The 14399-nt window shown below is 44.3% G+C and carries 11 protein-coding genes; 4 read left to right on the forward strand and 7 right to left on the reverse strand.

Translation table 11 applies throughout. From position 1 onward, the window contains the following. The first annotated feature begins 13 nt into the window (after positions 1-13). Together panB and panC are read left to right on the forward strand one after the other, a co-directional pair. Positions 14-808 (forward strand): 3-methyl-2-oxobutanoate hydroxymethyltransferase, encoded by a 795-nt coding sequence (gene panB / locus VA249_RS11590; RefSeq protein WP_128810232.1) that lies wholly within the window; start codon positions 14-16, stop codon positions 806-808. Between the two features lie 11 nt (positions 809-819). Next, positions 820-1728 (forward strand): pantoate--beta-alanine ligase, encoded by a 909-nt coding sequence (gene panC / locus VA249_RS11595; RefSeq protein ID WP_211916010.1) that lies wholly within the window; start codon positions 820-822, stop codon positions 1726-1728. A gap of 127 nt (positions 1729-1855) precedes the next feature. Here panC and VA249_RS11600 read toward each other — a convergent pair whose 3' ends face one another. The 3 genes from VA249_RS11600 to VA249_RS11610 all read right to left on the reverse strand — a co-directional run bounded on the left by VA249_RS11600 (position 1856) and on the right by VA249_RS11610 (position 5435). Continuing rightward, entirely contained in the window at positions 1856-2626 is a 771-nt protein-coding gene (locus VA249_RS11600) for an ABC transporter permease (RefSeq protein WP_128810230.1), read from the reverse strand. Beyond that, positions 2626-3543, reverse strand: a complete 918-nt coding sequence (locus VA249_RS11605; protein WP_221069943.1) for an ABC transporter ATP-binding protein — start codon at positions 3541-3543, stop codon at positions 2626-2628. The genes VA249_RS11600 and VA249_RS11605 overlap by 1 nt, the downstream gene beginning before the upstream one ends. A gap of 221 nt (positions 3544-3764) precedes the next feature. Beyond that, positions 3765-5435 (reverse strand): SulP family inorganic anion transporter, encoded by a 1671-nt coding sequence (locus VA249_RS11610; RefSeq protein WP_221068080.1) that lies wholly within the window; start codon positions 5433-5435, stop codon positions 3765-3767. Between the two features lie 274 nt (positions 5436-5709). Between VA249_RS11610 and can the strand changes: the two genes are divergently transcribed. Further along, complete coding sequence (can, locus tag VA249_RS11615; RefSeq protein WP_221068081.1) at positions 5710-6378, forward strand: carbonate dehydratase; 669 nt, start codon at positions 5710-5712, stop codon at positions 6376-6378. Positions 6379-6456: 78 nt separating this feature from the next. On the opposite strand, the gene hpt is transcribed toward can, so the two are convergent. Then, a complete protein-coding gene (gene hpt, locus VA249_RS11620; protein ID WP_211916007.1) occupies positions 6457-6987 on the reverse strand; it encodes a hypoxanthine phosphoribosyltransferase in 531 nt (176 codons plus the stop codon). A 323-nt stretch (positions 6988-7310) separates the two neighbouring features. Between hpt and VA249_RS11625 the strand changes: the two genes are divergently transcribed. Beyond that, a complete protein-coding gene (locus VA249_RS11625; RefSeq protein ID WP_128810226.1) occupies positions 7311-7925 on the forward strand; it encodes a LuxR/HapR/OpaR family quorum-sensing transcriptional regulator in 615 nt (204 codons plus the stop codon). Positions 7926-8089: 164 nt separating this feature from the next. Here VA249_RS11625 and lpdA read toward each other — a convergent pair whose 3' ends face one another. The 3 genes from lpdA to aceE form a co-directional block, all read right to left on the reverse strand. Next, positions 8090-9520 carry a dihydrolipoyl dehydrogenase gene (gene lpdA, locus VA249_RS11630; protein WP_211916006.1) on the reverse strand — a complete coding sequence of 477 codons (1431 nt, stop codon included), beginning with the start codon at positions 9518-9520 and terminating at the stop codon, positions 8090-8092. A gap of 258 nt (positions 9521-9778) precedes the next feature. Further along, on the reverse strand, positions 9779-11704 hold the full coding sequence (gene aceF / locus VA249_RS11635) for a pyruvate dehydrogenase complex dihydrolipoyllysine-residue acetyltransferase (protein WP_221068082.1): 1926 nt from the start codon (positions 11702-11704) through the stop codon (positions 9779-9781). A gap of 30 nt (positions 11705-11734) precedes the next feature. Further along, on the reverse strand, positions 11735-14398 hold the full coding sequence (aceE, locus tag VA249_RS11640) for a pyruvate dehydrogenase (acetyl-transferring), homodimeric type (protein WP_221068083.1): 2664 nt from the start codon (positions 14396-14398) through the stop codon (positions 11735-11737). Position 14399 lies beyond the last annotated feature (1 nt).

Here is a 14399-nt window from a genome sequence, read left to right on the forward strand (position 1 = left end):
TGAGGATAAAACAATGAAAAAAATGACCATCAACGACCTAATCAAGTGGAAACAAGAAGGTCGTAAATTTGCTACTTCAACAGCTTACGATGCAAGCTTTGCCCAACTTTTTGAAAGCCAGGAAATGCCAGTATTACTGGTTGGTGACTCTCTAGGCATGGTGTTACAAGGTAAAAACGATACATTACCTGTAACTGTTGAAGATATCGCTTATCACACGCGCTGTGTACGCGCAGGCAGCCCAAACTGTCTATTAATGGCTGATATGCCATTCATGAGCTACGCAACGCCAGAGCAAGCGTGTGAGAACGCAGCAACGCTAATGCGTGCTGGTGCAAACATGGTAAAAATCGAAGGCGGCGATTGGTTAGTTGATACCGTTAAAATGCTAACTGAGCGCGCTGTACCTGTATGTGCTCACCTTGGTCTAACACCTCAATCAGTTAACATCTTCGGCGGCTACAAAGTACAAGGCCGTGATCAAGAGAAAGCCGATCGCATGGTTAAAGATGCGCTGGCTCTACAAGAAGCGGGTGCACAAATTGTTTTACTCGAGTGCGTTCCTGCTGAATTAGCCGCGCGTATTACTCAAGTACTTGACGTTCCAGTAATTGGTATTGGTGCGGGTAATGTGACTGACGGCCAAATCCTGGTTATGCATGATATGTTCGGTATTTCAGCCAACTACATGCCAAGATTCTCGAAAAACTTCCTTGCTGAAACAGGCGATATGCGCACAGCAGTATCAAAATACATGGCTGATGTCGAAAGCGGTGCATTCCCAGACGAAGCTCATACTATTGCCTAGAGGATAAGTGCATGCAAACTTTTGCGGAAATTTCGGCAATTCGTGAACAAATTAAAACGTTCAAACGTGAAGGCCGTAAAGTGGCATTTGTCCCAACAATGGGCAACCTGCATGATGGCCACTTAACGCTTGTTCGTAAAGCGCGTGAATACGCCGATATCGTTGTCGTAAGCATCTTTGTAAACCCGATGCAGTTTGAACGTGCAGACGATTTAAATAACTACCCTCGCACACTTGAAGATGATTTGAGTAAGCTTGGTGGTGAAGGGGTGGAGCTGGTATTTACACCAACACCTGAAATTATCTATCCCGAGGGTCTGGATAAACAAACCTTTGTTGACGTACCTGGTTTGTCTACCATGCTTGAAGGTGCCTCTCGTCCAGGTCACTTCCGTGGCGTAACAACCATCGTAAACAAACTGTTCAACATCGTTCAACCTGATGTCGCTTGTTTTGGCGAAAAAGATTTCCAACAACTGGCCGTGATTCGTAAGATGGTCGATGACTTGGCGATGGACATCGAGATCATCGGCGTACCAACCGTGCGTGAAATGGACGGTTTAGCGATGAGCTCACGTAATGGGCTATTAACGATTGATGAACGTCAACGTGCTCCTGTGCTTGCACGTACCATGCGTTGGATCAGCAGTGCAATGCGTGGTGGTCGTGACGACTACGCTTCCGTAATTGAAGACGCAAGCGACCAGTTGCGTGCAGCAGGTCTACAGCCTGATGAAATCTTCATCCGTGATGCTCGCACACTACAAGCAATCACAGCTGAAACAACTCAAGCTGTTATTTTGATGTCTGCATTCTTAGGTAAGGCTCGTCTAATTGATAACCAAACGGTTGATATGGTTGTTGAAAGCAAAGACGACGCTGAATCTAGTGAAGCGAATAAATCAGCAAACGCAGAATAATAAGCGACAATGACTCGCTATTCACTACGATGGATGTAAATATCGAATTCGTAAATAAAAACAAAAAGGTCGACACTGTGTCGACCTTTTTTATAACTGCTTTTTGTGTACAGGCTTAATGCACTGACTATGAACGCAAGCCGATGCCTTTGGTTACCAAGTAATGCGCTACAGCATAAAGCGCAACAACAAATACAGACAATACGCTAAATGAAGTCACGATACCCACATCTGAAACACCTAAAAAGCCGTAACGGAATGCGTTCACCATGTATACGATTGGATTTAGCTTAGATACACCCTGCCAGAATTCAGGCAACAGACTAATTGAATAGAATACCCCGCCTAAATAAGTCAGTGGCGTCAAAACAAATGTTGGGATGATCGAAATGTCATCGAACGTTTTTGCATAAACCGCATTAATTAAACCACCAAGTGAAAATACCACCGACGTCATAAAGACCGTAGCAATGATGATCCCCCAGTGATCCACTTGCAAATCAACAAAGAACAAGGATACAAATGTCACGATAGTGCCAACCAGCAGACCACGTACCACGCCCCCCATCACAAAGCCCAAAATGATGATGTAGTTTGGCACAGGAGCCACCAGCAACTCTTCAATGTTTCTTTGGAATTTTGAGCTAAAAAATGAAGACGCAACGTTTGAATAGGAGTTGGTGATCACTGACATCATGATCAGACCAGGCACTATATATTCCATATAACTAAAGCCACCCATTTCACCGATACGGGAACCAATCAAGCTGCCGAATATAATGAAATAGAGCGTCATGGTGATCGCTGGCGGAACTAACGTCTGAACCCAAATACGAGTGAAGCGGTTAATTTCTTTTGTCAGAAGACTGCAGAACGCCGTCCAATACAACTTATACATTATTGATTACCCCCACGAACAATGCTGACAAAAAGTTCTTCCAAACGGTTTGCTTTATTGCGCATTGAAAGCACTTTAACACCATGTTCAGAAAGCTGGCTAAACACTGAGTTCAACCCTTGACTCTTATCGAGTTCAATTTCTAAAGAACCGTTCACCATCATTTGGCTATTCACGCCTTCTAATTTCGGCATTTCACCCTCAAACTCAACATCTAAGATAAAAGTTTCAACACGAAGTTTACCCAGAAGAGCTTTCATTGTGGTGTTCTCAATCAACTCACCTTTATTGATGATACCGATGTTGCGACACAACATTTCCGCTTCTTCAAGGTAGTGCGTTGTTAGGATGATGGTAATACCCTGCTGTTGGTTAATCTCTTTTAAGAAATCCCACATTGAGCGGCGCAATTCAATGTCAACACCTGCGGTTGGTTCATCAAGGATCAACAACTGTGGTTCATGCATCAACGCGCGAGCAATCATTAAACGGCGCTTCATACCACCAGATAAGTTACGCGCACGCTCTTTCCGCTTCTCCCACAAATCAAGTTTGCTGAGGTACTTTTCTGCGCGCTCTTTCGCCAGCGTTTTAGACACCCCGTAATAACCCGCTTGCTGCATCACAATTTGCTCAACCGTCTCAAATTGGTTGAAGTTAAACTCTTGAGGTACCAAACCAAGGTTTTGTTTTGCCAATTCAAGGTGCGTGTCGATGTTGTAGCCAAATACCTTTGTTGTGCCGGAGGTCTTATTGACTAAAGAAGATATGATGCCAATTGTGGTCGATTTACCTGCACCATTCGGTCCGAGAAGCGCATAAAAGTCACCTTTTTCTACTTTTAGGCTAATGCCTTTCAACGCTTCAAATCCGCCCGCATACGTCTTGCGAAGCTGTTCAATTTCTAATGCGTACATTGCTTTAATCGCTGCCATCTGTTGATGAATCATAAATGCAAATACCTGAGCGGGAGTTCATCTTGACTCCATAAACACCACGTATTGCAATGAAGTTAATTTAGTTTATCGTTGAATGACGATGAATACAATTAAACCTTCCATAAAATTAGAAATAACTGGGATACAAAAAAAAACGCCACAGAATAAATTCTGTAGCGTTTTAAAAATATGAACTTTATTTACATCACCAACATCTGATGCTCATCGGTTTCCACATGCTTCACCGCTGCATTCAATGCTTCATAGCGGAACTTATAGGTGTTCTCATCCGGCACTAGATCAATCACATGGAATTTTTCTAGTTGTTCTCGCGTTCGTTGATTTGGACAAAGTAAGTACACTTCACAGTTGGCATCTAGAGCATCTTTAATGGCATTTTCTAACGCAAGGCCCACGGTGACATCAATCATCGGTACATCAGTTAAATCCAGGATCATCACCTCGTAGTCCGAGATACTGGAGTGCTGACGAGAGATGGCCTTTGATACACTGAAGATCATTGGCCCCGATAAATAAAAGAACAACACCTTGCCATTCGCACGATCCAACAACCCTCTTTCGCTATCCGTCAGTGGTACATCGTCTTCATCTGCATCACTGATCGCTTTCACTTGGCGAGCTTGCTCACGACTCAAGCGCTCAATGATGATGATATTAGAAATAAACACACCTAAACCAACCGCAACAATCAAATCAACAAATACCGTCAATAGCATTACGCCATACATCACTGCCATGCCGGGAAAGCTAACTTTATGTGCTCGTTGAATAAAGCTCCAATCAAGAATGTTAAACCCGACATAAACCGCAATACCTGCCAGCACTGCCATCGGGATCGGCTCAGTCAGGCCGCTTGCCACCAATACAACCAGCGCTAAAATCAATGCTCGTATCACGCCTGACAATGGAGAACGAGCGCCAACTTGAATATTGGTGACGGTCCCCATTGTGGCCCCCGCGCCAGGTAAAGCACCGAACAAGCCAGAAATCATATTTGCCAATCCTTGACCTCGAAGTTCTTTATCCGAGTCATGTTCTTTACGCGTCAATGAGTCTCCGATAACGGCAGTTAACAAGGTATCAATACAGCCTAAGGTGCCAAGAACCAATGCATCAATCACCATCTCAGTAAACATCGCTGGATCGATATGTGGCACCACTAACGATGGGAGGCCTGCTGGAATCTCACCAATTCGGCGGATGTCATCAACATCGAACAAAATGACAGAAAGCAACGTTACCGCGACTAATGCAACTAACTGAGCTGGAACATACTTTCGATACCGTTTTGGAAAAAAGAACAAAATACCAAGCGTCAGCAAGCCTAAAAACAACTCACTAAATTTGAGCGTTGAAATAGTTTCAGGTAACGCAGAAAGTGTACCTATAACGCCGCCAGAGGGAGCAGCATGACCGAGTAAAGGAGAGAGTTGCAAAATGATAAGGATCACGCCAATACCTGACATGAAACCCGATATCACGCTGTATGGCATTAGGGTGACATATTTTCCTAACTTCAAGGTGCCAAGAATAATCTGGAACGCCCCTGCCATCATGACGACGGTGAACGTCATTGCCATGCCTGTTTCTGGGTATTTTGCCATCATGCTGGTCAAAACTGCGGTCATAATGACCGTCATTGGGCCAGTTGGCTCAGAAATCAGAGTGTTAGAGCCACCAAACAGCGAGGCAAATAGCCCCACCATAATCGCCCCCCATAAACCTGCTTCTGCTCCAGCTCCTGAGGCCACACCAAATGCCAGCGCAAGGGGAAGTGAAATAATGGCCGTTGTCACACCGCCAAATACATCCCCTTTTAAATTGATATCCTTAAAGCGATGACCGAACATCCCGCTTGCTCCCTGCAATAAAAACAAAATACGTTCAATTTACCAAATATTTCGATAAAGAAAAAAACCAAAAAAGCTCTTAATACTTTAGGATTATTCAGTTTGCGAATGATGTCTGCACAATTTATGATTTTAACAGCGAGAACTCGTCAGATGAGTCATCTTGGACAAATATTTAACGAGATTGAATTTGTAACATTGTGTATAGTTACGGCGCTGATCGCTTTATTGGCAAGAGGTTGGTTTTTTCATTTTTAGGGAAGTAGATTGTCAGATGCCGGAAATTAAACAGTTATTCGAAAACAATTCGAAATGGTCAGAAGAGATCAAATCTGATCGTCCAGAATATTTTGCTAAACTCGCAGAGGGCCAAAAACCCGATTTTCTTTGGATTGGATGTTCCGACAGTCGCGTACCTGCCGAGCGATTAACCGGACTGTTCTCTGGTGAATTATTTGTTCATCGTAATGTCGCCAACCAAGTCATTCACACCGATCTTAACTGCCTTTCCGTTGTGCAATATGCTGTTGATGTTCTTAAAGTAAAGCACATTATTGTTTGTGGTCACTATGGCTGTGGAGGTGTAAACGCTGCGATCGATAACCCTCAACTTGGACTCATCAACAACTGGTTACTCCACATTCGTGACATCTACTTTAAACACCGTACTTACCTAGACCAAATGCCTCCTGAAGATCGCGCCGACAAACTTGGTGAAATCAACGTCGCAGAACAAGTCTATAACCTTGGCAATTCAACCATTATGCAAAACGCGTGGGAACGCGACCAAGAAGTCGAAATCCATGGTGTTGTATATGGTATAGAAGACGGACGACTCGAATACTTAGGCGTTCGTTCTCACTCACAAGAAACCGTTGAAGCGTCGTATCAAAAAGCATTATCTGCCATATTAAATGACGACAAGAAATTGCTTTGTCGATAAATAAATCATTAAAAAAGCGCCGCTTGAAATCAAGCGGCGCTTTTTATTATCTGTCTGTTATGCTGACGATATCGGCATTTATTCTTGTGGTACAACCTTGCCGATGAATGGTAGATGACGGTATTTTTGAGCGTAATCAATACCCACACCAACAACAAATTCATCAGGGATAGCGAAGCCAAACCAATCAACTGGTACTTCAACTTCACGGCGAGATGGCTTATCTAAAAGCGTACAAATCGCAATAGATTTTGGCTCACGTAGTGAAAGAATTTCACGAATTTTATTTAGCGTATTACCGGTGTCAATAATGTCTTCAACGATCAGTACGTCCTTACCTTTAATATCATCATCAAGATCTTTCAGAATACGTACATCACGAGAGCTTTCCATGGTGTTACCATAGCTAGAAGCTGTCATAAAATCGACTTGGTGAGTCAGTTCGATTGCGCGAGCCAAATCGGCCATAAATACAAATGAACCACGTAGCAAACCTACCATTACAAGATCTTCACTGCCTTGGTAATGCTCTGTGATTTGTTTGCCTAATTCACGAATACGATCCTGAACTTCTTGCTCAGAAATCATTACTTCTATTGTATGTTTCATACTGTGCTCAATTATTTTGTGGGTTGAGGTTGGTCGTACGCAAACGATCACCTTGTCTTACAACATCTAGTGTAACACCCTGCACAAAAGGTGGAAAGAGCCATCCAAGTTCTGAGAATAGTGGGGTAAACGTCTTATTTTTGAAACTTTCATCCGTAAATTAAGCATCCACAATGACATTATTGTCTATAAAGTAACCACAAGATATTGACCTTAACCATATGCACCATTACACTCATTGTCGGTTTAAGTAACTATTATAACAATCAATTAGGGGTAAACCCCTGAGACAAATATCAACTCAAATGGCAAGGATAATGGATATGGATTCAATCGCGAAGAGACCTCGCACTAGGCTTTCCCCACTAAAACGTAAACAGCAACTTATGGAAATTGCGTTAGAAGTATTCGCACGCCGTGGCATTGGTCGCGGTGGCCATGCCGATATCGCAGATATCGCTCAAGTTTCTGTTGCAACAGTTTTTAATTACTTCCCAACTCGCGAAGACTTGGTTGATGAAGTACTAAATCATGTTGTTCGTCAATACTCTAACTTCTTATCTGACAATATCGATTTAGATCTGCATGCTCGCGAAAATATCTCAAATATTACCAACGCGATGCTTGAGTTAGTGAGTCAAGACTGTCATTGGCAGAAAGTATGGTTTGAATGGAGCGCATCGACGCGTGATGAGGTTTGGCCTCTATTTGTCTCTACAAATAGAACGAACCAACTGTTAGTTCAAAACATGTTCATTAAAGCCATTGAGCGAGGTGAAGTCTGCGATCAGCATGAGCCAGAACACTTGGCAAACCTGTTCAATGGTATTTGTTACTCGTTGTTCGTCCAAGCCAATCGAACCAGTAATGATAGCGAACTGGCGACGCTTACCGCCTCTTACCTAAATATGCTTTGTATTTATAAACATGAGCACTAAGTGCGAACGCTAAACATCTGTTAATCACGAAACGAAGCTCATCAATATGGTGAGCTTTTTTCTTCTCCAAGAATCGGATTCATAAACCTTAAAAACAAAAAAACCGCTGATGAATCAGCGGCCTTTATCATTACATCTTCAAGACATCAGGTCTTTAAGTGCAGTTACTTTTTCTTTTTCACTGCTTTTTTGTTTGGCAGGTCAGTAATTGAACCTTCAAACACTTCAGCGGCTAAACCCACAGACTCATGTAGAGTTGGGTGAGCGTGAATAGTTAGTGCGATATCTTCAGCATCACAACCCATTTCGATTGCTAGGCCAATTTCACCAAGCAGTTCACCACCGTTAGTACCAACGATAGCACCACCAATTACACGGTGAGTTTCTTTATCGAAGATTAGCTTAGTCATACCGTCTGCACAGTCAGATGCGATTGCACGACCTGATGCTGCCCATGGGAATGTTGCCACTTCGTAGTTGATGCCCTCAGCTTTCGCTTCTTTCTCAGTCTTACCAACCCATGCCACTTCTGGCTCAGTGTAAGCGATTGATGGAATAACTTTAGGGTCGAAGTAGTGCTTCTTACCAGAAATAACTTCTGCCGCAACGTGACCTTCATGCACACCTTTGTGAGCAAGCATTGGTTGACCAACGATATCACCGATAGCAAAGATATGAGGTACGTTTGTACGCATTTGCTTATCAACGTTAATGAAGCCACGGTCATCAATTTCAAGACCTGCTTTTTCACCGTCAATTAGCTTACCGTTTGGCACACGGCCGATAGCAACTAGAACCGCGTCGTAGCGCTCAGCTTCTGCTGGTGCTTTCTTGCCTTCCATTGAAACATAGATGCCGTCTTCTTTCGCTTCAACTGCTGTTACTTTCGTTTCTAGCATTAGGTTGAATTTGTTCTTGATACGCTTAGTGTAAACTTTAACGATATCTTTATCCGCCGCTGGGATAACTTGATCGAACATTTCAACTACGTCTACTTGAGAACCTAGAGAGTGGTAAACCGTACCCATTTCTAGACCGATGATACCACCGCCCATGATAAGCAGTTTTCCTGGTACTTCTTTCAGCTCTAGTGCGTCAGTTGAGTCCCAAATACGAGGATCTTCATGCGGGATAAATGGCAGTTTGATTGGGCGAGAACCAGCCGCTACGATCGCATTGTCGAAGTTAACGGTTGTTGCTTCACCTTCGCCCTCTACAAGAATAGAGTTAGGACCTGTAAATTTACCGTAGCCGTTTACGACAGTCACGTTACGCATCTTAGCCATACCGCTAAGACCACCAGTCAGTTGATTAACAACTTTCTCTTTCCAGATGCGGATCTTGTTGATGTCTGTTTGTGGTTCGCCAAAAACGACACCGTGATCAGCCATCGCTTTCGCTTCTTCAATAACTTTTGAAACGTGAAGAAGCGCTTTAGATGGGATACAACCCACGTTAAGACATACACCACCTAGAGTGCTGTAGCGCTCGATAAGTACTGTTTCAAGACCTAAGTCCGCACAGCGGAATGCAGCGGAGTAACCGGCAGGACCAGAACCAAGTACAACAACTTGGGCTTTAATTTCTTTGCTCATTTTGACCTCTTGTAGTCATTATCCCTAACAGGCTGAGTGAGTATCGATTCTTTATATTTAAAGTCAGTTCGTTATAAACTGTTATTTTCAGACCGTCATCAGTTTACAGAGATGTTAATGGTGTGAAAAGTAAATCAATTTAGCCTGTGAGCTAGACAACAATTCGACAGTGAAACAATGCTGCTCCAGCATCCAATTGTCCGATAATTCTATTAACAGAGGCGGCAAAATTGCCGCCTCTCTAGTGTCTATTCTTAATTAAAGAACTAGACGACGGATATCTGATAGACACTCGTTTAGGTAAGTGATGAAACGCGCACCTTCAGCACCATCGATCACACGGTGGTCGTATGATAGAGACAGTGGAAGCTGTAGGCGTGGTTCGAACTCTTTACCATTCCATACTGGCTTCATTTCAGACTTAGATACACCAAGGATACCCACTTCTGGCGCGTTAACGATTGGCGTAAACGCTGTACCGCCGATACCACCAAGGCTTGAGATAGTGAAACAGCCACCTTGCATATCAGCTGCTGTTAGCTTACCAGCGCGTGCTTTCTTCGATACTACCATCAATTCTTCAGATAGCTCGTAGATGCCTTTCTTGTTCACGTCTTTAAATACAGGAACAACAAGACCGTTTGGTGTATCTACTGCGATACCTACGTTCACGTACTTCTTAAGAATGATGCTTTCGCCATCTTCAGAAAGTGAAGAGTTAAACGCTGGGAACGCTTCAAGTGCTTTCGCTACCGCTTTCATGATGAACACAAGAGGAGTGATCTTCATGCCAGTGTCTTTCTTCGCTTCGATTGCGTTCTGCTCTTTACGGAATGCTTCTAGCTCAGTGATGTCAGCGTTGTCCCACTGTGTAACGTGAGGGATCATCACCCAGTTACGGTGTAGGTTTGCACCAGAGATCTTCTTGATCTTAGACAGTTTCTGAACTTCAGTCTCACCAAACTTGCTGAAGTCAACTTTTGGCCAAGGAAGTAGACCAAGTGCTGCGCCGTCGCCTTTGCCAGATGCTGCTGCACCTGCGCCAGACTCAAGACGCTTAAGTGCATCTTTAACGTAAGCTTGAACGTCTTCTTTCAGGATACGGCTCTTACGACCAGTACCTTTAACCTTAGATAGGTTAACGCCAAATTCACGAGCTAGGCGACGAACAACTGGAGACGCATGTGCGTAGTCACCATTCTCTTGGAAATCATTTGCTGCAGGAGCTTCAGCTTTTACTGCTGGAGCAGATGCTGCCGCTGGAGCTGGAGTTACAGCTGGTGCCGCTGCTTGAGCTGGTGCTGCAACAGGAGCTGCACCTGCTACCGGAGTGCCTGCCACCTCAAATACCATGATTAGAGAGCCAGTCGTTACTGAATCGCCTTCAGCAATCTTGATCTCTTTAACGGTACCTGCGAATGGTGCTGGTACTTCCATCGAAGCTTTGTCGCCTTCTACAGTGATTAGAGATTGCTCTTCTTCTACTGTATCGCCAACTTTAACCATGATCTCAGTAACTTCTACTTCGTCACCGCCGATGTCTGGAACGTTTACTTCTTTATCTGCTGCTACTGCTGGAGCCGCTGCAGGTGCTGCCTCTGCAACAGAGGCTGGAGCCGCTGCGCCTGAACCAGCCACCGGAGTGCCAGCCACCTCAAATACCATTACTAGAGAGCCAGTTGTTACTGAATCACCTTCAGCAATCTTGATCTCTTTAACCGTACCTGCAAATGGTGCTGGTACTTCCATAGAAGCTTTGTCGCCTTCTACAGTTAGAAGTGATTGCTCTTCTTCTACTGCATCGCCAACTTTAACCATGATCTCAGTAACTTCTACTTCGTCGCCACCGATATCAGGAACGTTAACTTCTTTTAGTTCTGCCGCTGCAGGAGCTGAAACTGGTGCAGCTTCAACTGCTGGAGCTGCCGCAGGAGCCGCTTCTGCAGCGGCACCCTCAGCTTCGAAAATCATGATAAGAGAACCCGTTGTTACAGAATCGCCTTCCGCAACTTTGATTTCTTTTACGATACCTGCTTGAGACGCTGGAACTTCCATAGAAGCTTTGTCGCCTTCAACAGTGATTAGAGATTGTTCTTCTTCAACCTTGTCGCCAACGCTTACAAGAATCTCAGTAACTTCAACCTCATCCGCACCGATGTCAGGTACATTAATTTCGATTGCCATTGCTTATTTACCTTCTAGTTAAGCGCTGTATTAAGCGTAAAGTGGGTTAGTTTTTTCAGTGTCGATATCGAATTTCTTAATCGCTTCAACAACTACTGATTTCTCAACTTCACCACGTTTCATTAGTTCTGTTAGGGCTGCAACTACCACGTAACCTGCGTTCACTTCGAAGTGACGACGTAGGTTGTCACGGCTGTCTGAGCGACCAAAACCATCAGTACCCAGTACTTTGTAAGACTCAGCAGGAACGAACGCACGTACTTGCTCTGCGTAGTTCTTCATGTAGTCAGTTGCTGCGATTACAGGCTCTTTACCAAGTACTGTTGTGATGTAAGGTACTTTCGCTTCAGCTTCTGGGTGAAGCATGTTGTAACGCTCTGCGTCTTGACCGTCACGAGTAAGCTCGTTGAACGATGTTACAGAGAATACATCAGATGCGATGCCATACTCTTCGCTTAGGATAGTCGCTGCTTTACGTACTTCGTTCATGATCGTGCCCGAGCTCATCAACTGAACTTTACCCTTAGCACCTTCGTGAGACTCAAGCTTATAGATACCTTTACGGATGCCTTCTTCAGCGCCTTCTGGCATTGCTGGCATTGCGTAGTTTTCATTCATTACTGTTAGGTAGTAGTAAATGTTTTCTTGCTCAGGACCGTACATACGACGGATACCATCTTGCATGATTACTGCTAGCTCGTAAGCGAATGTTGGGTCGTAAGAAATACAGTTAGGGATAGTGTTCGCTTGAATGTGCGAATGACCATCTTCGTGCTGTAGACCCTCACCGTTCAGTGTTGTACGACCAGCTGTAGCACCTAGTAGGAAGCCACGAGCTTGTTGGTCACCTGCTAGCCATGCCATGTCGCCAATACGTTGGAAACCGAACATTGAGTAGTAGATGTAGAACGGGATCATTGGCAGATCGTTTGTGCTGTAAGAAGTAGCAGCAGCAACCCAAGATGCCATTGAACCTAGTTCGTTGATACCTTCTTGAAGAACTTGACCAGATGTCGCTTCTTTGTAGTAAGAAACGATGCCTTTATCTTCAGGTGTGTACTCTTGACCGTGTGGGTTGTAGATACCCACTTGACGGAATAGACCTTCCATACCGAACGTACGCGCTTCATCACAGATGATAGGAACGATGTTCTTACCGATGTTCTTGTCTTTAAGTAGGATGTTCAACGTACGTACGTAAGCCATCGTCGTTGAGATTTCACGCTTCTGAGCACCAAGTAGAGGAGCAAACTCTTCTAGCTCAGGTACTTTGAACTCTTGTGTGAACTTAGGCAGACGCTGTGGCGTGTAACCTTTCAGTGCTTTACGACGAGCATGTAGGTATTCGTACTCAGCAGAACCTTCTTCCAGTTTTAGGTAAGGCAGTTCAGCTACTTTCTCATCAGAAAGAATGTCTTGTAGACCTAGACGATCACGTAGGTATTGTACGTGAGTCATGTCCATCTTCTTAACACCGTGAGCGATGTTCTTACCTTCCGCCGCTTCACCCATGCCGTAACCTTTAACCGTCTTAGCTAGGATTACTGTTGGCTTGCCGTTTGTTTCTTTTGCATTGTTAAACGCAGCGTACAGCTTAGAAGAATCGTGACCACCACGCTTCAGTTCGAAGATTTGGTCGTCAGTCATGTCTGCAACAAGTGCAGCCGTCTCAGGGTACTTACCAAAGAAGTGCTCACGTACGTATGCACCATCTTTAGATTTGAATGTTTGGTAGTCGCCATCGATCGTTTCGTTCATAAGCTGTAGTAGCTTACCAGTCGTATCTTTAGCTAGTAGTGCATCCCAGTTGTTACCCCAGATAACTTTAACTACGTTCCAACCTGCACCTTTGAATAGACCTTCAAGCTCTTGAATGATCTTACCGTTACCCATTACAGGGCCATCTAGACGCTGTAGGTTACAGTTGATTAGGAAACATAGGTTGTCTAGCTTCTCACGAGCAGCAAAAGAAATTGCACCACGTGATTCTGGCTCATCCATCTCACCGTCACCTAGGAACGCGTATACACGTTGCGCTGAAGTATCTTTAAGACCACGACCTTCTAGGTACTTAAGGAAACGCGCTTGGTAGATCGCAGAGATCGGACCAAGACCCATAGATACAGTAGGGAACTGCCAGAATTCAGGCATCAGTTTAGGGTGCGGGTAAGAAGGGATACCTTTACCATCCACTTCTTGGCGGAAGTTATCTAGCTGTTCTTCAGTTAGACGACCCTCAACGAATGCACGAGAGTAGATACCAGGAGAGATGTGACCTTGGTAGTAAACTAGATCGCCACCGTCCGTCTCATTTGGAGCACGGAAAAAGTGGTTGAAACATACTTCATAGAACGCTGCCGCTGACTGGTAAGAAGCCATGTGACCACCTAGGTCTAGGTCTTTCTTAGAAGCACGCAATACGATCATGATTGCGTTCCAGCGAATGATTGAGCGAATACGACGTTCAAGCGTTGTGTCACCAGGGTAAGCTGGCTCTTGCGCTGCTGGAATGGTATTGATGTAGTTTGTGTTGATGCCAGTTGGCATATCAACGCCGTCTAGACGTGCTTTTTCTAGAACAGTTTCTAGCAAAAACTGTGCACGCTCTACACCTTCTTCACGAACAACGGATTCAAGAGCTTGTAGCCAATCTTGAGTTTCCAATGCGTCTACGTCATGCTTCATGTCAGACATG

Origin of the sequence: Vibrio alfacsensis, from assembly GCF_019670485.1 — a bacterium.
GTDB classification, from domain to species: domain Bacteria; phylum Pseudomonadota; class Gammaproteobacteria; order Enterobacterales; family Vibrionaceae; genus Vibrio; species Vibrio alfacsensis.